This is a genomic window from Erysipelothrix sp. HDW6C, from assembly GCF_011299615.1.
Taxonomy (GTDB): domain Bacteria; phylum Bacillota_I; class Bacilli_A; order Erysipelotrichales; family Erysipelotrichaceae; genus Erysipelothrix.
Genome location: NZ_CP049861.1, coordinates 1,248,940 through 1,268,264, shown reverse-complemented (window position 1 = coordinate 1,268,264; position 19,325 = coordinate 1,248,940). Strand labels below are relative to the sequence as shown.

Here is a 19,325-nt window from a genome sequence, read left to right as displayed (position 1 = left end):
CCTTTTAAATATCATAATGTAAAAAAAATTGTTATTCAACTTTAAATAGTCTATATTAATAGTATGACAACTATAACCGTAAAATTAACCAAAAATCAAATCGCTGAATTAAAGAAGCGATACCAAAAGTATCCAATTCGTTATGACATTCAGTATACTGAGTTTCAAATCAAAGGAACGGATGTATCCATAACAGCTTATACCAGTGGTAAAGTTGTTTTTCAAGGCGAAGCTGCCGAATTTCACGCTATGAATTACACAGATTCTGTTTCAGCTCCATCGAAAGCAGTGTCTACACCACATGACATTCCTCAAGGTCAGATTGCCATGGCAGGGTCTGACGAAGTCGGAACTGGAGATTACTTTGGACCCGTTACCGTATGTGCTGCCATAGTATCGGTTGAGAACTACCAACAAATACCTGTGAAAGATATCGTAGACAGTAAACAATTGACAGATGATAAAGTTCGAACACTGGCGCCAATTCTCATGGACGTTCTCGATTATAGCTTGCTTGTTCTCGATAACCGTAAATACAATCACATTCATCAAACGATGAATATGAATGTTATCAAGGCAAAACTACACAATCAAGCGTACCTCAATCTCGCCAAGAAATATACACTGCCTGACTTATGTGTGATTGATCAGTTCATGCCTGAAGCGAGTTACTACAAAGCACTGAAGAATGAATCCGAAGTCTTTCGACAATTACGTTTTGAGACAAAAGCTGAGAATAAATTCATTGCTGTTGCTTGTGGCGCCATCATAGCGCGCTATGCCTTTTTAGATTACTTCGATAAGCTCAGTGAGAAATTCAATTTTGTCTTTCCAAAAGGTGCTGGACCACATGTTGATCAGGCAGGACGTGATTTTGTTGCCCAACACGGTGCAGCATTGCTTGATGACGTTGCCAAGGTTCACTTTGTAAATACAGAACGCATCCTTAAGGACGAATAACCTCAACTGTAATTGGTTGTGCGAGTTGTCTGAGTTTGACTCCAGCTTGATCAAGCATGCGTTTTGAAGCAATCACTGAGTCAGTGTGGGCATACTTGTCATCTTCATAGACAATTTCGCGAATACCACTTTGAACAATCGCCTTTGCACATTCATTGCAAGGGAATAATGATACGTAAATAGTGCAACCATGCAGTGATGTGGTTGCATTTAATATTGCATTGAGTTCTGCATGAACGACATACAGATATTTTGTTTCCAATGAATCACCTTCACGTTCCCAAGGGAATTCATCATCACTCACACCTGTGGGAAAGCCATTGTACCCAATTCCAACAATTTTATTGCGATTGTCAACAATCGCAGCACCCACTTGTGTTGATGGATCTTTAGATCGTTTTGCCGATAAATGTGCGAGTCCCATAAAATACTCATCCCATGAAATTACATCTTTACGTTTTGACATCATATGCCTCCTATTTTAATAGATTTGATAAATGATCACTGTACCACGTGAATCCTAGGTCGCGCCATGACGCAATAACACCTTTATCAATGGCTGACTCAACTGCTGGAACACGTCGTGTAAGCATAACTGCAACAAGTGCAATTACAAATACTGGAACCATAATACGCAACCCTTTTCGCAATAACAACCAGTCATTACGACGTGAAAACATAAACCCAAAGAGCACTCCAATAAAGAGCCCACCTAACAGTGACATGCCACTAACACCGGGAATAAGTGTTAGGAATATATTTACAAAGAATACTGAGGTCATCTGACTCAAAATCCGCGGATTGCGATACCCTTGTGTTTCATAAAGATAGACAAGTAATGCGCCTAAAAGCGCAAACAATCCGCCGCCCATTCCGATACCAATCAAGGTATCTTCGGCAATAAAGAGAAAGATATTCCCAACAAAAATTCCACTAAAGAATATTGTCACAAACTTCTTCCATCCGAGCGTTGGTTCTAAAATCGCAGCCATATTACGCAATGCCATGAGACTGAGTAAAAGATGGAATAAATCAACATGAACAAACGCTGACGTTATAAATCTCCAAATCTCAAAAGCATCCACAACAAAGCGTTTGTAGAAGCCACCCATCATGATTGCCGCAAAGTCATACTCAATACCGTTAAGTGCAAGCAATGAGATAACCGTAAACATCGCAACTGCAACAATAGAAATCGCTGTTGATCCTGGGAAGAATTTTAAACGTGCTTTCTTTTGCGAGCGATTCATCGTCTTTCGCAAGTCCATTACAGCGCGTGTTAAAGAGCGTTCAGGATTTCCTGTGTTTTTTAAGACACTGGAAATGCCCGTAAATTGAGAAAGCGTTAAAGAGTCTGACTTCACACCCTCACTCACAAGAACGTTGTACTCATCCATTAAAAGGCTTTCTGCATTAACCGATATGTTGAGACCTATTGGTTGCGTTTTGAATACAATTGCCAATGACTCACGATGCTTTCCGACAACATCTCTTTGGAGGTTTTGTGTCGGTTGGGTCGTTATCATAATAATTGGCGTTGTTTTATTTTCTGCATTCACAATCCATATTTCATCATTATTTTTTGACATTGTTATTAATTGATAGCCATAATTTTTAATAAAGTAATTAGAGAGCTCAATAATCCAAGCTCCGTACTGTTTGTTATCCACTAATCCAGCCTCCTAATCTCCTCAATCGCATCTTTCATGACCTGAGGCATTTCACATTCAAACTCCAATACTTCTTTCGTAATTGGATGGTTAAGCTTTAGCTTAAACGCATGCAAGCATTGCCCTTGTGTGTCCATTGTATTCTTATAACTATACGTTTGATCACCAACAATTGGATGCTTGATGTAACTACAGTGAACACGAATTTGATGTGTTCGTCCCGTATCCAGTTTTGCACGTAAGATACTGTAGTCGTTGAATTTTTCAACGAGGAACAGGTGCGTAATGGCTTCCTTACTATTTTTATCCGTTACAGCCATGCGTTGACGACTGCGTGGATCACGACCAATGGGCGCATCTACTGTCGCACTTTGATGTGGAAACGGATGGTGGACAACTGCTAAGTATTCTCTTGATATTTTACGTTGTTTTAAATCTTCCACAAGAATCTCGTGTGCTTCATTAGTCTTTGCGACCACAAGAAGACCTGAAGTATCCTTGTCAATTCGATGCACAATCCCTGGGCGCAATTCTCCATTACAATCACTCAACTGTGTTGTGTGTGCTAGCAAGCCATGAACCAACGTTGGCTGGTTCAATGTTGATGGCGATGGGTGGACAATCAAACCTTTTGGTTTGTTGACAACCATAATATGATCATCCTCATAAACAATATCCAAATCCATTGCCACTGGAGTTATGGTAGTGTCTGCCTCAGTAATTACATATGCAATGACATCTTCTTCTTTAAGTCGATGATTCCGTTTGACAGTTTTATCATTTACCGTTATTTTTCCATCTTCAATCCACGTTTGAATAACGTTTCGTGAATAGTCTTCTAATACCAACGCCATGTACTGATCCAGTCTCATGCCCTCAAATTGTTCATCAATCATTAATTTTTTCATGTTTCGCCCTCACTTCTTCGCGTATCAGTATAAATATTACGATCATCACGCCAAATACTACTGCCATATCGGCGACGTTGAAAACGGGGAAATCATACCCAAAAATATTGAATGAAAACATATCACGGACATAACCAAAGACCAATCGGTCAAACAAGTTACCCGCTGCCCCAGCAAATATTGCGGCAATTGCCAGCAAATGCAAAGGGTCGTTCTCTTTGAAAAAGAAATAGTAAATTAATCCCAAACATACAAGTGGTGTAAGCACCAAGAAAATCCATTGATGTCCTTCGAGAATACTCCAACCTCCTCCAAAGTTTCTAATATAATGTAACTTAAAAAAACCAGGGATTATCGTCATCGATTCACCCAAGTTCAATGTACTTTCAATCCAACTTTTTGACCATAAATCTACTGCGATGACAGCTAAACTCAATATGCTTAATAACTTTTTCATAAAATCCTCGCTTTGTCTTATTATAGCATGACATCACCACTCATGCATTAAAAAAGGACATAGTATCGTACTATATCCCTTTCAGAAATGCAATTAACTTCGTCATTGTCTTTTGTGATGATTCCAAATCCATCTTGAATTGATACTCATGTTGCAACTCTTCAACACTAATATCATAGAATGCATCCGTCACAGGTACTCCCAACTCGCGTAAGCGATCCCGAAGTGCCATACCATCCTCTGTAAAGGTTCCTTTATTTCCATCGGAAATGAAACTGGTTGGAAAATCTTTTGTTACGTGGGGTATGATAGACATTTTATCCAGCATACCATTGGTACGCCATGTCTTATCGCCAAGGTATGCCCACGCAAGACGTTCTGCAAAGAAATTCATAATCCACGAATCGCCCATCATGGTTGCAAGGCCTTGTAAATCATAAGGACCACATAACAACACCATTCCCGCAACGTTACCTTTTTCCATAACCGGTGACAGATTGAGCTGATTTGCATAAGCTGGATCATTTTGAACCATAACAAATTGGGACACAATGTGCGCTCCGGCAGAATCGCCAGCAAGAATTAATGTATCAGCACTGACACCCAACGTTTTTTCATTACCAATAATATATTGATACATCTCACCCAATTGATTCAGCGGCGAGGGAAACGTTGCTTCTGGAGCCAAGCGATAATTCATACTCGCCACTGCGAAACCTTCAGCTGCAATTTGCACTGCATACTCAAGAACATCTTGCTTATCACCCCCAACAAAAGCACCACCATGAACCCAAATGATCAACGGTTCTTTCCCTGTAGCATTCTTGGGTTTGATTAAATCAAACGTGTTTGATTTTTCAGTTGAGTCATAGCTTAAATCAAGCGTAATATCGACTTTTTCAACAATTTCTGCATAATTCGTTGGTTCAACTGCAATACCGCCTTCAAATAATTTTCGAATGAGCATTGATGTCGGATAGGCACTAAAATAAGCAAAAATCCCCAATGACGTGATCAACACAACAATCGCCAAAAGAAATATACCAATAACTTTCAGAATTTTTTTCATTATATATTCCCAATAATTTCCACTTGGAATCCTTCCATTACATTCATTGTTTCAGCATCCAGTTTTTCATCGGCACTGGATGTACACATGCGATCGACGACAATACGCGCTTCCGGGAGTGCTGCCTTTGCGATAACAGCATTGGAGATAACACAAATATTTGACACAAGCCCCATTATTTCAATTTCATCAAACGAATTGTTATGGAGATAAACTCCAAGTTCGTGTGACCCAAATGTTGGTTTATCGAATATTTGTTCTGCACGCGACACATAGGGTTGCAATGCATCCACGATTTCCCACCCTTTTGTTCCTTTAATACAATGTTCAACAGGCAAATGTAGACCTTCTTGAGTTTGTAGATAATCTTCGTGATGGGTATCTCGAGTAAAAATCAAAGCATCGTCCGCCCTTAGATTCAATAGTTTTTTCTCTATCGCAGCAACAACACGTTCCGCTTTCTTAAAACCCAGGCTTCCTGTAACAAAATCATTTTGCACATCAACAACCAGATATAGTTTTCTCATAAACCCACCTCACTAAACCTATAATATCACACTCCACGATTTCGCAACAATGTTTACACACTTCGATATCACAAAACGTAAATTTTGGCTTGTATCTCGCCATGTGTGATGATATAATACATAAGCAATTGCACCAGTGGCGGAATCGGTAGACGCGCACGCTTGAGGGGCGTGTGGGGCAACCCGTGTAAGTTCAAATCTTATTTGGTGCACCAATTGTAAATTTAGACCGGATTAATTTCCGGTTTTTTATTTATCTTAGTGTATATGTGTTTCCCCACTCTATTTTAGTTGGTATAATAATATCAACGAAAGGGGATGGAACATATGTATTTTCAAGTAAAGCAAAGTGCAAAAGCAGGTACATATTATTTTGTTTTAAAGGCAGGAAACCACGAGGTGGTTGCGCAAAGTCAGATGTACACAACAAAAGCATCAGCAAAGAAAACAATAGAGTCAATCAAGGCTGGATTAAGCCCTGAAACTGAAGTTCAAGACCTTACAGACGAAGACTAAAAAAGTAACACCGAACCTTATGTTTGGTGTTACTTTTGATAACGATCAGAAAGAACGAGATGATCAAGTAGATTATATTTAGTTACGTACGTACTGTATAATAAGTCAATCGCCATAAATTGTGCATAGACAGAGTTGGTTAACGCCGTAGGCTCAACACTAACCGGAGCGGTGTACAAGTTATAATCACTATTTCGCGCAATACGACTTTCACCACGACGTGTAATACCCATTGTTTTAAATCCAATGCTCTTAGCAAAAAGTAAGAGTTCCAAAATTTTAGAAGAATTTCCTGAATTTGAAACCGCAATGAAAATGGCATCCTCTCGATGAGAGTACATATTAACACGGTCAACACCATGATCATGCACCGTAAACACTACTTTCCCAAGACGTGCCCACTTCTGCACTATATTATCAGCGGCTAATGATGAGAATCCATCACCACATACGAAAACTACTTTCGATTTATGAATCACAACTGCAAGAGCATCCAGTTCATTTTGTTCCAAATCTTGCGTAGTTTGATTCATCGCCATAAATGCTGAACGCAATAGTTCATTTTTTGCTTCTTGCGGCTTCGATATGTCAAGGAGTTCATCCGCCGACTTATAACTATGTTTCGCAAGTTCACTCGACAACATCACTTTGAAGGTTTGAAAACTTTCTACTCCAATCTTCTTGCAAAGACGACTCACAGCAGATGGACTAGAATCTGCCTGCTCTGCCAGTGATTGTATTGACATTCCCACTACTTTTTGTGGGTTTTTAATGATAAAATCTACAAGTTTAATTTCTGTCATTGTATACTCATCACGATAATTCTCAAGAGCATCCAATACACGCATTTGTTTTCTCATTGTTTACCTCATCTTAGGGATTTCTTTCTATCATAGTATCATTATATTTTTCGATTTACAATTTGCAATAATTCAATCATCATATATACTTTCCTTAAGAGGTGGCACTATGTTACAAACAATTCTAGACAACCAATATGCAGTATTCTTAAACTCAGGTTTCTTTCTCTACATTTTATTTATGCTTATTTTACTCTTCTTTACTCGAAAAATCGATTTTAAACGCAGACTATTGATATTACTATTTGCTGTATACACTTTTAAAATCATCGATTTAACATTTTTCCCTTTGCCGCTAAATCCTATCGCTTTATTGGATATCAAAGTCAATTTCCCCATCGATAATCCTTATTTACAGCCAATAAATCTTGTTCCATTTTCTAACATTACCGCTTTAAAAGACTTGAAGGAACCTTTGCTTAATATTTTGATGATGGCCCCTTTTGGAATCTTTCTCCCAGCTATCTCAAATCGATTCAACTTTAAACGAACAACGATTGCCTCTTTTATATTTTCAGCCACAATTGAATGCCTTCAACTGCTTCTCTCGTTGAGTACTGGTGCCATCATTCGTTATTTCGATGTAACCGACATTATCACGAATACGCTCGGCGGCATGGTTGGCTACAGTCTATTTATAATTGTTGTACAAAGACTCTTTCGCTTCACAGATCGCCATGAACTCTTCAAGCGACGCATCGTCGTCCTTTGTCTCTCTTTTATTTCTGCATTCGTCTTTATCGCAAGCTTTGCAAATGTGTTCGCCGATGACTATGATTACAACCTAAAACAGCGCGGTTTGCGTACATCGGGTAAGGATTTCGGGAGGTTTCAGTCTTTTGAGGCTGGCACCGTCACATTGAGTGGGACGTTTGATTCTCAAAAACGAACTGAACTCTCTGAGGTCACAGCAACAACACCTACAATTTCATTATTTGAGAAGTATCTGGTTTTTGATATTTCTTATGGAAAAATACCAACCTGTCAATTGATTCTCGAGCCTGGTCAAGAAAGCGGTAATTCCTGTGATTTTAGCGTATCGTGGAAAACACGGCATGCCAGCTCACGGTATTACTTTGTGACTGAAACCAACAATTCACGTTTTGTGAAAATAGGTCGCGGTCGCATTGAATTTATACCAAAACCTTAACTGAAACAGAAAAGCGACACTCTATAAGTAGCGGGTGTCTCTTTTTCTTAGGGTGCATCATTAATGAGACGCTCGGTGATGTCCCCAATATCCAATGCTGCAACCATTGCCTTCGGGAGTGCTTCAAACGATAAATAAGTTCCAAGGATATTGCCCAAAATGGAACCTGTAGAATCACCGTCTTCATCATGATAAATCGCCACTTCATAGGCTGAGATAATATCGTCTTGATACCGCAGTGCAACATAGATTGCGATTGCTTCTTCGGCAACCCACCCTCTCCCAGTTTCGATTTATTAATAATATCATCTTCTTGGTTTCCCGATGCAGCAATAGCATTGCGCAGTAAATCTCTATATTCTAACCACGACGCACTCTCAAAACCATTTTCAGTAGCATCCACAGCTTCTTGAACAACGAGTGCGAGCTCTTTCTATGGCACACGAACCATACGTGCAAGAAGTGATCCTAGATGATAGGAAGCAAGCATGCTCAAATCATGACCATGCGTGATTGCTGAAGCACAAACACAAAGTGTACTTATCTCGTGAATACTATAGGTTGTATCATGGGAATAGTAGAGGGCTATGGGCGCAATCCTCATCACACAACCACACCCTTTGCTATCATTGATTCGATTTTCAATAGTCCCCATGACTCCTGACCCCAAAGCATTCATGCATGTAATGCCCGGAGCCCTGCTCACAATCATTCTTGATTCTTCAAGCAACCACGATTTATTGTTATGCGTTATTTGTGTTCGCGTGTTAATAACTTTCAGCAGTGTCCAATCCCAATCAAGATAGGATTGATAAATTGAAGCAAAGGGCGATTCGGGATGATCCATAATCCCCGAGAATGTAAAGAGTGACATTTGAGTATCATCCGACACAACAAAATCCCCCATCCTTCGTATATACCTAAAAGAGAGCCTCTCCCCATCATTAATTGATTGCAGGTCTATCAAACGATCAAATGCAAAGGCATATCCCATTGCATCTCCTATTGCCATCCAAAAACACATGCCTTCATTGATTCAATCGTGATTCTTTCCTTAAATTAATGATTAGTAGTACAGAAAAGCTATCACTCTATACAAGTAATAGCCTAAATTATTTACATCTTAGCATGCTTTGTTACTTACACGTAAAGTTATTTGCTTCAAAGTCTGCAATAGTCTCACTGATTTTTATATCTTTGATATCTCTTCCATCACTAATCATACTGGCAATATCTTGAGCATCTTTTTCTGCATCTAAGGTGTAAAGCATTTGGAATTCTAAATCAGATAGACGCTCAACTGTAAAACCATAATCCTCAGTCTCACCTTCAAGTTCCTTCACAAACGCATCTGCTTCATCCTTTGATGGCGCAACAATGTTAATCTTAACATTCATTTGCTTCAACAAGTCTTCGTCATGTATAAATGTGTATTCATGAGGCATGAAATCAACTTTCTCATCTGCTGTACAAACAGTTGTCGTTCCTTTTGAACCACTACTACATCCAACCAAAACCAATAGCGTTGCTAAAATTGGTAATATTTTTTTCATTATGTTCCTCCTAAAGGGGTATTACTTTCATATTATACAGAAAATTGGATGATTTATCTATGAAGCATTCAAGGGGGAAAGACTTTCAAACTAAGAAATGGCATTCTCTTGTGCATATAATTGTGCACGATCAAGCCAAAACAACATCTGATTGCTCGTTTCTGTAAGACTCGAATCCAAATTTAAAACATCTACATACTGATCGCAAAGAACCTTTCCCGAAGCGTCACCCGTTGAAATCATAATTAAGCCCTTTATGAAAGATGATAAAAGCATGAGACCATGATTTGTAAAATCAAAATCAGGGACAACCTCATGAAAGTAATCAAGCATCCTTTGTGCATGTTCAAACGATTCATTACGAACAAACGTAAGACTCTGATTCAATATAATTTCACCAACATCAACGCTGGGAGATACTTTATAGTTCTTTGTAACGCGTAGAAAGTAACGGTTAAAATCAATGAGTTCATCCGGTGTGAATGTAAAGGACATGCAATGAAATAAGAAAATTTCATATTTATCCCAGGACTCAACGCGCTTAAGATAGTTCTTAATTACATCGACTTTTTCAAAATCATTTAAGGCTGCCTTCGATCCGTAAAATTCGAAGAGAATGGCCATATGATTAAATGTATCAATACCAAATTCATCGTATAATTTCGCATAATGCCGACTCTTGCGAAGTTTGGCGCCATTATCATTGCGATTGCCGCCCACGTCAATAAACTCCTTTATAAGACGATTGATATCAAAGATTGCCTCGCCCTTGAATCGAAATGAAAACTCATCGAAGGTACAGTTAATGCGATTGAGTAAGCGCATAAAATTAGAAAGTTTAATATCTGTATGACCGTTTTCAAACGTCGAAAGCGTCGTTACTGAAACAATATCAGCAGCGACCTCTTTTAAGTTATAGTTCTTTTCTTGACGTATTTCTTTAAATGTTAGACCGAATGCGCTCATGTTTACCTCCAAATATCTTTTATTTTAACATGTAACGTTAAGTATTCTTTATGGTTTCAACTATTTTGATGATTATTTCTTTCAAAAACAAGTATAATTTATGCTACAACCACTAACCTTGTGAATTTGATACGATATCTAAAAGACATTTAGCGAAAGAGGTGCTGTGAAGATGGTATTTAAAGATTTGATGATTTCAATGATAAATATCTATATGCCCGAAAAACCCGTTGTACGTAACACTATGGCAAGACCAATCTTGTCCTCCCACCATCTTACTCGCCCACTTTCTGATTCCTTTGCAATTAACAACCTCACCTTTAAGGTATTGAGGGGTGAGATTTTCGGAATTGTCGGTCCAGCTAAGGCAGGAAAAACAACAATCATTAAATTGCTAACTGGACAACTCGTGGCAACAAGCGGTATTATTTCAATTCTTGGAAAGCCCATTGATCTATGGGATGCTTCACTTCATGAAAAAATCGGAATTCTGATGGACTCTATTCATATTAATTCTAAACTCTCGATTGCACAAGTCTTGGCAAACATTACCACCGAACAATCGCTTGATCCACACTCAATCCTAATTCTTCTTGATTCGATACAGCTCGAAGACACATCTCAATCTGTAAGCTCACTTTCATACTCACAACAACTTGGGTTCGCTATCATTTGTGCTGTACTACAACGTCCCACTCTTTTATTCATAGATATCGATGCCTTTCCAAACGATACACTTGCACTGAAGAAACTCTTGTTCGTAATTCAAAAACTCAAGATAACCATTATTCTCACAACAACATCAATAACTGCTGCTGCATCGGTTTGTAATACTTATATCACCATTGCTAAAGGAAGCATTTTCGAGCATAACAGCGGAATACAAGATATTTCAAGCACCATTGATTAAAAGTTCAACTGAATATAAAAAAGGCAAGATTGCACAATAATCTTGCCTTCCGTTTACTTTATCTCTAGCGAGTACAGCGGATGATACAACCCAGTAGGAGGATACAAGACTTCAGTCTGATATACAAATCCAACTGACTTAAGTAGCGTCTGTGAACCCATATTATTTGGATGGTGACCGGCAACGATATTTGCAATCCCTAGGGTTTCTGTCGCATAGTCAATTATGCCTGTAACGGCTTCACGAGCGAATCCTTGGCCCCAACTGGATTCACAAAGATGAACACCCACTTCAAAAGTATTTTGTTTATCTGCGTATGGACGTACTCCACAGCATCCTATAAACATGCCGCTGTCCAACTCAAAGATTGGATAATATTGAATTCCAAAATTCATAAACATCGTAATCTCATCATAAAGACGCTTGTGAATTGCCGCTTCATCCATAATACCGTTAGCAACAATAAACTGTGTTACACCTGGATTTCCCCACAGCGATTGCGCAAGATATAAATCATCCTGATGCCACGTTGAAAATCCAATGCGTTTCGTTTCAAGAAGATATTTTCTCATACAGGACTCACCTTCCTATTTGTATACTAATTTTATAACACCTTAGTGAGAATTCAAGTAAAAACGACTCATAATGAGTCGTTTAACGGTTTTTTGGCGTCCCCGCTAGGAATCGAACCTAGAACTAAACCTTAGGAGGGTCTTGTAATATCCGTTTTACTACGAGGACAAATATAGAGTATCTAAGATACTCTTTTTGTTTATTCCTTATAATATTTGTAGAGTCTTGTAGCAACATTTGCGGGTACAAACCCCTCCAAATTACCACCATAGCGTGCTACTTCTCGCGCAACCGATGATGAGATGTGTGAGTACTTTGGATCTGCAACCAGAAACAATGTTTCCAGATCTTTAATAAGGACACGGTTGGCGGTTGCTTGTTGAAGCTCATACTCATAATCCATGACAGCACGAATACCGCGGACAAGAACGTTGCAATTGCGTTTAACGGCAAAATCAGCGGTAAGCCCATTTCCAATTTCGACGGTAACATTATCAAGGTGGGCAACACATTCGTTAGCAATTTCTAAGCGTTCTTCTCTTGAGAACGTACCGCTTTTACTTTCATTAACCATTATTGCGACAATTACCTCATCAAACATTCGTGAACAACGCTCAATTAAATCAAGATGGCCGGTTGTGATTGGATCAAAGGAGCCAGGATACATAACTTTCATAGTGATACCTCTCTTGAACAATTATACAACAAAACATAATAAAACACACCCTGTGGTGTGTTTTATTAGGAGACGATTCGTTTCTACATTTATGGAGGAAATTTAGGTTTCATAATTGAGGAAATAGAGTTGAACGAATCACCGTTTGAGGACAAGTATTATTAAGATAGTTTTGCTATCTATAAGTACATTATACACTTAAAAAGTGATGTGTCAACAGAATTTACATCATTTGTTACAAATATTTACACCGTTCTTTCATTCTTGAAAGAATTTTCATTTAGAATAGACTTGTTACAGTTGCTTTTATGGTTTCTATCTGTTCTTCTGTTGGTTCCCATTGCACTTGAATTTTCTCAGCAACTGTAATGTTTGCATCGACCATCTCTTGATTCCAATTGATCATCCATTCCCCGTCACCCCAATCATAGGATCCAAATAAGACGACTTTCTTTCCAGTGATCAATGGCTTTAAGTCATCTAGGAATGGACGGAATTCATATTCTTCGACATCTTCACCCGACATTGCTGGGCATCCTAAAAAGAACAAATCAGCATCCGCAACATCTGATGCTTGGACATCACTGACATAATTACTTGGACATTCGTAACCGAGCGCTTCAACGGATTCCTGAATCGCATCCGCAATAATCTGAGTATTCCCAGACCCTGTCCAATAAATAATTGTTGGTTTCATTTCTATACTCCTTTTAAATTAAAAAAAATGTTAGTTGCCTAACATTTTTTTATGACTAGTCACCTAATACTTTTTTAACTTCGGCAATAACAGCTTCACCGTTCATGGTACCGTATGCACGCATATCGATAACTTCGATTGGTTTCTCAGGAAGTTGTTTTTGGACTGTGCTCAAGTTAAAACGAACTTGTGGTCCTAACAAAATGATATCTGCATCTGCACCAACGCGTGATGCTTCGCTAACTGAATGCGCTGAAATTTCAACGTCGTAGTTTTGTGCTGCAGCTGCTTCTTGCATCTTAGTTACTAAGATACTTGTTGACATTCCTGCTGAACAAAGTAAAATGATTTTTCTCATAAAACCCTCCTTGATACTACAACAACATTATAACAATTAAATTCACGTGAGTCTATAAGAAAGCGTTAACAATCGTTTTCTTGTTATCGTTTCTTTCCACCAAAGGTCCCAAGAATCCCTCTGACAATTGAACGTCCTATTTCACGGCCCATTGAAGTCACTGCAGAATTGAAACCTTTCGTGAGTGGGTTGTTTTTTTGGCTTTGTTTTGCTTGCCGTTTTGCTTTCTCGTTTTCTTTTGCCTCATCTGCCAATTGTTTCGCTACCTGTGCTTGTTTTTCAGCTTGCTGTGCCATTTCCTCTGCTTCAAGTTGTTTTGCAGAGAGAAGTTCAAATGCGGATTCGCGATCAATCGCTTCACGATATTTTGCATTCAAAGGACTCATTGCGATGAGCTGAGTACGGTGTGCAGAATCTATCTCACCCATAAAACTTTGCGGTGGAAGTATGAATGCACGTTCAACAACCGTGGGGATGCCATTTTCATCAAGTGAAGATACCAGCGCCTCACCGGTCGCAAGTTCTGTAATAACAGTTGCAGTATCGAACGCAGGATTAACCCGAAATGCATTGGCAGCGGCTTTGACTTGTTTTTGCTCTCCTGGAGTATAGGCTCGAAGAGCATGTTGGACACGGTTTCCGAGCTGGCTTAGCACGATATCTGGAATATCTGCGGGATTTTGTGTTATAAAAAAGACTCCGACACCTTTTGAACGGATTAATTTAACGACCAACTCAATGCGATCAATAAGACTCTTTGGCATATCTTTAAAAAGCAGATGTGCTTCGTCAAAGAAGAATACAATTTTGGGCTTTTCAAGATCACCAACCTCTGGAAGCATCTCAAATAATTCAGATAGCATCCATAACAAGAAGGTTGCGTAGAGTACTGGGGTGTGGAAGAGTTTTACTGCATGGAGTATGTTAATGATTCCCTTTCCCGAACTGTCATGGGCAATCCAATCAAAGATATCAAGTGCAGGTTCACCAAAGAAAATATCCGCACCCTGCTCTTCAAGATAAATGAGTTTTCGAATAACCGCACCGATTGACTGTGAAGACATATAACCGTATTGAGATTCAAGTTCCTTGGCATTTTTTGATACAAAATCAAGTGCTGCTTTTAAGTCTTTGAAATCCAATAGAAGCAGTCCCTGTTCATCCGCAATTTTAAATAGAAGTGTTAGTATACTTGCTTGTGTTTCATTTAATTCCAAGAGTTTTGAAAGCATGATTGGGCCCATATCGGATATTGTTGTTCGAATTGGAATTCCAGATTCGCCAAAAATGTCCCAAAACACAACCGGAAATGCCTTGTGTGAAAAATCATTGATTGCAAATTTTTCGACGCGCTTGTCAACATTTTCATTACTTACACCAATGGCAGCAAGTCCAGAAACATCTCCCTTTATATCTGCAAGAAATGTTGGAACTCCCAGTTCACTCAATGCTTCAACAAGAACCTTTAAAGTAACTGTTTTACCCGTTCCTGTAGCTCCTGTAATTAATCCATGACGATTCAGTTGTTTCGGAAATAAGTAGACTGAATCATCATTTTGTGCAATCCAGATTTTACCATCTTTAATCATGTTTTACCCCTTTTTGTAGTACTTGCCCGATAAGCGTTGCATCACGTATTCCATATCACCGAGCGGAAGACGGAGTTTAAATGCTTGTCCTTTGATGAGAAATTTCATGACACCTTTTTCATAGGTCACACGTGACAAATCTGTCAACTTGAATGAATGTTCCAAAATAAAAATCACTTTCTTTCCAATCACTACAAGGCGGCGTGTGTGGAAGAACGTAACAGCTAGCATAACAAATGCATAAAACGTAAGAAAAACAACATTTTGTTCCACATTTGGGTAAACCATCAGACCGATATTTAGACCCCCGACAACAATAACTTCAATCCATGATCGGATATCAAATTTCACTTTAATCGTGTTGTCCAATCTTTTGGCACGATTGTATCGCATGAATTCAAAACCATAAAGTACCGCAATTACTAATTTTGCAATTATTACTACAATGACACTCATATTCATTTTATAAATCCCTCGCTTTTCTCAAATTGTACCATGCTAACCCCATAAAAAAAAGAGCCGCAGCTCTTATTGAATTCGTTTATGAATGTCAATTAGTTCTGCAGCAATAATTTTCAATACTTCTGCGCTCATCATTTGGTCTTCAGCATGAATTAACAATAGGTTAACAGCTGTGCTTCCTTCTTGAGCTTCTTGTTGGATCAATTGCGCATGAACACGGTGTCCTTCAATGAATTGTTCTTCACCTTCAGCCATTAATTGTTCTGCGCGCTCAAAGTCGCCTTCTTTAGCAGCAGTAATTGCTTCAACAAAGCATGAACGTGCTGATCCGTTAAATGAAATCATTTGAAAACTTAGTAGTTCTAGTCCTTCCATGATACTCTCCTTTTTTACTCATTCATTATAACAAAATCGGAAACGCTTTCCTAGTCTCTTACAAAGATTAACACATTCATCAATTCTCATTAATGACATACACATGACAGGATTGCGTTTTTGCAATAAAAAAGACTCCGAAGAGTCATGTCTATTTGTTAAATGGTGCCGACTAGAGGACTTGAACCCCCAACCTACTGATTACGATTCAGTTGCTCTACCAATTGAGCTAAGTCGGCAATGAATATATTGTAGCGCTTTGGTTTACAAATTTCAATATGAAAAAGAAAAAAGCCCCAAAGGGCTTTATGATTCTTTGCACTGAGAAGCTTCAACAATTCGTAATTCTTTAAAATCAGTAAGTTCTCCCTTGGTTCGGGATAATTGATGATTTTCGAGTTCGATAATCACAATTTCAGCAGTTGACTGGACATGACATCCCATGACGATATGTCCTCCGTATACTTTGAATTCACGATCACTCACTGACGCATGAATGTGCATTCCTTGGCGTGAGAGCGTGCCTACACACGATACAATTTCAAAAGGTCCATCCATAACAAAGAGAGTTCGTTCGAATCCTTTGCGGAAGGCAACCTTAGCAAGGCTTCCGACCATTGTACCAATATACGCAGCTTCAATTTCATGTTTCTTGCAATAACCATCCAATGCAGTAACCAGATCTTGGCCTGGCATAAGTTTTAGTACGTGTTCTTTCATTATTCTACTTCCTTACTTAATGAAATCGGCAATTTCAGCAATCATCAGATCTTCACGGTCCACAAGGACACCATTCAATTTAATAAGCCCAACCGTATAAAGGTTTACATATGAGAATTGTGACTCCCCAAGTTGAGCGAGCGCATCGTGTTTCTTTTGGTTATTGAACCCTTGTTGGCGCGAATCAGTATAAAGCCCAATAACAGGAATTCCCGCTTGGTAAGCAACCCCAATCTCGGAAGCAACACCTGCATCAATGGTAATTCCATCAATGACTGCAACCAATACATCTGAAGCCAATAAAGCCTCTGTATCCAGTTTCGCTATCATCATTGAATCGGCATAACTATTTTTATCATTAATATCGCCTTGTTCTTGCGGCAAATAGACCGCCAAGTCAGGATATGCCTTACGAATGTCAGCGACAACTGATGCATTGTACCGATACTCCATATTTGAGAAAAGCGGACTTGCAAAATATAGTTTCTTCATCTAAATTCCTCCATGTCTCTCTTATCATTTTAACCAACTTCTTCCCTAAAGTCACGCATAAGAAAAGGCGCACATATGTGCACCTCCATTATTCGCGTAATAAACCACCTTTAACGTAGTCAGCGATATTAATAGCATGATCACCAATTCGTTCAAGGATACTTAGCAAGTCAATGTACAATGAACTTGCAAATTGTGTATCGCAGATTCCTTCTGCCATACGGCGGAAGTGTTTCTCACGATACTTCGCATCAATAAGGTCAAGGTATTCCTCGTCCTTAGTCAGCGTTGCATGACCAGATGCATCATCTTTTTCAAACATACCAATTGCGCGTGAAACCATGTCAATTACCAAACTATACATCGTATCGAGGTCCTCGAGCGCTTCGGTTGTGAATGACTCGCGGTTATCATAAATTGTTTGATAGTATTCTGCAGTATTGGTTGTTAAGTCGGCAATTCGCTCTAAGTTCTTAACAATCTCTAGACTGGTTGAATAGTATTCTGCCACACCATCCATTGAGTTGGAGTGTTTGGCGATTTCAAGAAGATATTTTGTAAGTTGTTTGTCCAAGTCATTAATCATTTCTTCGACTTGCATAATAACATCAAAGTCTTCTTCATCTTTTGTTTTCAAATAGTTGCGTGATGTTTCAAGTGATTCAACAACTAAGTCAGACATCTTATCAATACCTTGTTTCGCAAGTTGCATAGCCCCTTCGGGATAACTTTGAATCAATCCATAATCCAAAGGTTTAATTTTCTCACGTTCCTTAATTCTATCTTCTCCAGGAATAAGAATTTTCAACATGCGAATACACAATGGAATGAATGGAATAATTCCCACAACCCAGATTAAGTTGAACACAAAGTGGTTAATACCAACAGCCATTTCTGGCCCACCACCAAGCCATCCATTAATCACAAGTATCAAGTCAGAATACGGTTTGATAACTATCATCATCACCAATGCCCCAAGGATGTTGTAGAGGGCATGGAACCACCCAGCACGGCGTGTTGAGACAGAGCCACCCACAGAAGCAAGGACTGCAGTCAAAGTCGTACCAACATTGGATCCGAATACGAATGCAGAAGCGGCGACCATTGTCATTCCACCAGCTCCATAAATCGTTTGTACAAGCGCAATAACCGCCATGGAAGAGTTAATCACTGCTGTAGCAACAGTACCCGCTATCAATGCAAGCCATGGGTTTTGTGACATATAGAGCATGAATTGCTCGAATTGTGGTAAATCAGAAAGTAGAATGAGTTGGTCACTCATTAATTGCAATCCGATAAAGACAATACCAAAACCAAATAATATCTGTCCAATATTTTTCCAGAAACTACGTTTCACAAACATCAGCATCATTGCACCAATAAATGCAAAATAATAGCCGAATTCTTCAATATTTAAACCAATCATCAAGGCGGTAACAGTTGTCCCTAAGTTTGCCCCGACAGAAATTCCAATGGCTTGTTCCAAGCGCATCAAACCAGCGCGTACAAGACTGATTGAAATAACCGTTGCAGCAGTACTTGACTGCATAATTGCAGTGATAACAGTACCGACGAGAATAGCCGAAAAAATATTTCCTGTATACTTTTCAATATAGTCACGAATCTTTGGGCCTGCAGCCTCTTTAAATCCATCACCTAAAAATTTAATTCCCAATAGGAACAATCCAAATCCACCTAAAATAACATTAAATTTGATATCACCAAGAGTCGTTTGCTGGATAGCCACACTCATCATAGTTTCTTTCCTCCATCAATTTAATTGTATGTCTACATCGTATATATTAAAAGTATCAAAGCCCCTCATGGTTTCGTCAAT

The 19,325-nt window shown here is 38.9% G+C and carries 25 protein-coding genes and 3 tRNA genes; 5 read left to right on the top strand and 23 right to left on the bottom strand.

Features of this window, described 5'->3' with window-relative positions:
* The first annotated feature begins 63 nt into the window (after positions 1-63).
* Positions 64-960 carry a ribonuclease HIII gene (rnhC, locus tag G7062_RS06055; RefSeq protein ID WP_166065024.1) on the top strand — a complete coding sequence of 299 codons (897 nt, stop codon included), beginning with the start codon at positions 64-66 and terminating at the stop codon, positions 958-960.
* On the opposite strand, the gene G7062_RS06050 is transcribed toward rnhC, so the two are convergent.
* The 6 genes from G7062_RS06050 to G7062_RS06025 form a co-directional block, all read right to left on the bottom strand.
* Positions 947-1,426, bottom strand: coding sequence for a dCMP deaminase family protein (locus tag G7062_RS06050; protein ID WP_166065023.1), 480 nt, complete (start codon positions 1,424-1,426; stop codon positions 947-949). The two genes, rnhC and G7062_RS06050, sit on opposite strands and share 14 nt — an antisense overlap.
* Positions 1,427-1,436: 10 nt before the next feature.
* Positions 1,437-2,630, bottom strand: coding sequence for a rhomboid family intramembrane serine protease (locus G7062_RS06045; protein ID WP_166065022.1), 1,194 nt, complete (start codon positions 2,628-2,630; stop codon positions 1,437-1,439).
* Complete coding sequence (locus G7062_RS06040; RefSeq protein WP_166065021.1) at positions 2,630-3,538, bottom strand: RluA family pseudouridine synthase; 909 nt, start codon at positions 3,536-3,538, stop codon at positions 2,630-2,632. The genes G7062_RS06045 and G7062_RS06040 overlap by 1 nt, the downstream gene beginning before the upstream one ends.
* Complete coding sequence (lspA, locus tag G7062_RS06035) at positions 3,519-3,995, bottom strand: signal peptidase II (protein ID WP_166065020.1); 477 nt, start codon at positions 3,993-3,995, stop codon at positions 3,519-3,521. Before lspA ends, G7062_RS06040 begins: the two co-directional genes overlap by 20 nt.
* A 70-nt stretch (positions 3,996-4,065) precedes the next feature.
* The gene (locus tag G7062_RS06030) at positions 4,066-5,064 is read right to left on the bottom strand and encodes an alpha/beta hydrolase (protein ID WP_166065019.1); all 999 of its coding nucleotides are present in this window, start codon (positions 5,062-5,064) and stop codon (positions 4,066-4,068) included.
* A complete protein-coding gene (locus tag G7062_RS06025) occupies positions 5,064-5,591 on the bottom strand; it encodes a cysteine hydrolase family protein (RefSeq protein ID WP_166065018.1) in 528 nt (175 codons plus the stop codon). Before G7062_RS06025 ends, G7062_RS06030 begins: the two co-directional genes overlap by 1 nt.
* 130 nt (positions 5,592-5,721) lie before the next feature.
* Here G7062_RS06025 and G7062_RS06020 point away from each other — a divergent pair.
* Positions 5,722-5,806 (top strand) — tRNA-Leu (locus G7062_RS06020).
* Positions 5,807-5,918: 112 nt separating this feature from the next.
* Positions 5,919-6,107, top strand: a complete 189-nt coding sequence (locus tag G7062_RS06015) for a YegP family protein (RefSeq protein ID WP_166065017.1) — start codon at positions 5,919-5,921, stop codon at positions 6,105-6,107.
* A gap of 29 nt (positions 6,108-6,136) precedes the next feature.
* On the opposite strand, the gene G7062_RS06010 is transcribed toward G7062_RS06015, so the two are convergent.
* Positions 6,137-6,967: a MurR/RpiR family transcriptional regulator gene (locus G7062_RS06010; RefSeq protein WP_166065016.1), complete on the bottom strand. Its 831-nt coding sequence runs from the start codon at positions 6,965-6,967 to the stop codon at positions 6,137-6,139.
* Between the two features lie 109 nt (positions 6,968-7,076).
* On the opposite strand from G7062_RS06010, the gene G7062_RS06005 reads away from it, so the two are divergent.
* A complete protein-coding gene (locus tag G7062_RS06005) occupies positions 7,077-8,117 on the top strand; it encodes a VanZ family protein (RefSeq protein WP_166065015.1) in 1,041 nt (346 codons plus the stop codon).
* 47 nt (positions 8,118-8,164) lie between these two features.
* Here G7062_RS06005 and G7062_RS11505 read toward each other — a convergent pair whose 3' ends face one another.
* From G7062_RS11505 to G7062_RS05985, 4 genes are all read right to left on the bottom strand, one after another.
* Positions 8,165-8,410: an ADP-ribosylglycohydrolase family protein gene (locus G7062_RS11505; RefSeq protein WP_166066081.1), complete on the bottom strand. Its 246-nt coding sequence runs from the start codon at positions 8,408-8,410 to the stop codon at positions 8,165-8,167.
* A gap of 140 nt (positions 8,411-8,550) precedes the next feature.
* Complete coding sequence (locus G7062_RS05995) at positions 8,551-9,129, bottom strand: ADP-ribosylglycohydrolase family protein (RefSeq protein WP_256370757.1); 579 nt, start codon at positions 9,127-9,129, stop codon at positions 8,551-8,553.
* Between the two features lie 124 nt (positions 9,130-9,253).
* Positions 9,254-9,670, bottom strand: coding sequence for a hypothetical protein (locus tag G7062_RS05990; protein ID WP_166065013.1), 417 nt, complete (start codon positions 9,668-9,670; stop codon positions 9,254-9,256).
* A 90-nt stretch (positions 9,671-9,760) separates the two neighbouring features.
* A complete protein-coding gene (locus tag G7062_RS05985) occupies positions 9,761-10,636 on the bottom strand; it encodes a helix-turn-helix transcriptional regulator (protein WP_166065012.1) in 876 nt (291 codons plus the stop codon).
* A 172-nt stretch (positions 10,637-10,808) separates the two neighbouring features.
* On the opposite strand from G7062_RS05985, the gene G7062_RS05980 reads away from it, so the two are divergent.
* Positions 10,809-11,546 carry an ATP-binding cassette domain-containing protein gene (locus G7062_RS05980; RefSeq protein WP_240915992.1) on the top strand — a complete coding sequence of 246 codons (738 nt, stop codon included), beginning with the start codon at positions 10,809-10,811 and terminating at the stop codon, positions 11,544-11,546.
* 53 nt (positions 11,547-11,599) lie between these two features.
* On the opposite strand, the gene G7062_RS05975 is transcribed toward G7062_RS05980, so the two are convergent.
* The 12 genes from G7062_RS05975 to G7062_RS05920 all read right to left on the bottom strand — a co-directional run bounded on the left by G7062_RS05975 (position 11,600) and on the right by G7062_RS05920 (position 19,244).
* Positions 11,600-12,118: a GNAT family N-acetyltransferase gene (locus G7062_RS05975; RefSeq protein ID WP_166065010.1), complete on the bottom strand. Its 519-nt coding sequence runs from the start codon at positions 12,116-12,118 to the stop codon at positions 11,600-11,602.
* Positions 12,119-12,212: 94 nt separating this feature from the next.
* Positions 12,213-12,287, bottom strand: a tRNA-Arg gene (locus G7062_RS05970).
* A gap of 31 nt (positions 12,288-12,318) precedes the next feature.
* Positions 12,319-12,795: a pantetheine-phosphate adenylyltransferase gene (coaD, locus tag G7062_RS05965; protein ID WP_166065009.1), complete on the bottom strand. Its 477-nt coding sequence runs from the start codon at positions 12,793-12,795 to the stop codon at positions 12,319-12,321.
* A 280-nt stretch (positions 12,796-13,075) separates the two neighbouring features.
* Positions 13,076-13,492, bottom strand: a complete 417-nt coding sequence (locus tag G7062_RS05960; protein ID WP_166065008.1) for a flavodoxin domain-containing protein — start codon at positions 13,490-13,492, stop codon at positions 13,076-13,078.
* A 55-nt stretch (positions 13,493-13,547) separates the two neighbouring features.
* Entirely contained in the window at positions 13,548-13,850 is a 303-nt protein-coding gene (locus tag G7062_RS05955; protein WP_166065007.1) for a PTS sugar transporter subunit IIB, read from the bottom strand.
* A gap of 83 nt (positions 13,851-13,933) precedes the next feature.
* Positions 13,934-15,439: a helicase HerA-like domain-containing protein gene (locus G7062_RS05950; protein WP_166065006.1), complete on the bottom strand. Its 1,506-nt coding sequence runs from the start codon at positions 15,437-15,439 to the stop codon at positions 13,934-13,936.
* A 3-nt stretch (positions 15,440-15,442) separates the two neighbouring features.
* Positions 15,443-15,901: a hypothetical protein gene (locus tag G7062_RS05945; protein ID WP_166065005.1), complete on the bottom strand. Its 459-nt coding sequence runs from the start codon at positions 15,899-15,901 to the stop codon at positions 15,443-15,445.
* 66 nt (positions 15,902-15,967) lie between these two features.
* Entirely contained in the window at positions 15,968-16,276 is a 309-nt protein-coding gene (locus G7062_RS05940) for a PTS lactose/cellobiose transporter subunit IIA (RefSeq protein WP_166065004.1), read from the bottom strand.
* Between the two features lie 163 nt (positions 16,277-16,439).
* Positions 16,440-16,515: transfer RNA gene (locus G7062_RS05935), tRNA-Thr, on the bottom strand.
* A gap of 67 nt (positions 16,516-16,582) precedes the next feature.
* Entirely contained in the window at positions 16,583-16,996 is a 414-nt protein-coding gene (locus G7062_RS05930; protein ID WP_166065003.1) for a PPC domain-containing DNA-binding protein, read from the bottom strand.
* Between the two features lie 12 nt (positions 16,997-17,008).
* Positions 17,009-17,488: a nucleoside 2-deoxyribosyltransferase gene (locus G7062_RS05925; RefSeq protein ID WP_166065002.1), complete on the bottom strand. Its 480-nt coding sequence runs from the start codon at positions 17,486-17,488 to the stop codon at positions 17,009-17,011.
* Positions 17,489-17,576: 88 nt separating this feature from the next.
* On the bottom strand, positions 17,577-19,244 hold the full coding sequence (locus G7062_RS05920) for a Na/Pi cotransporter family protein (RefSeq protein WP_166065001.1): 1,668 nt from the start codon (positions 19,242-19,244) through the stop codon (positions 17,577-17,579).
* Between the last annotated feature and the right edge of the window lie 81 nt (positions 19,245-19,325).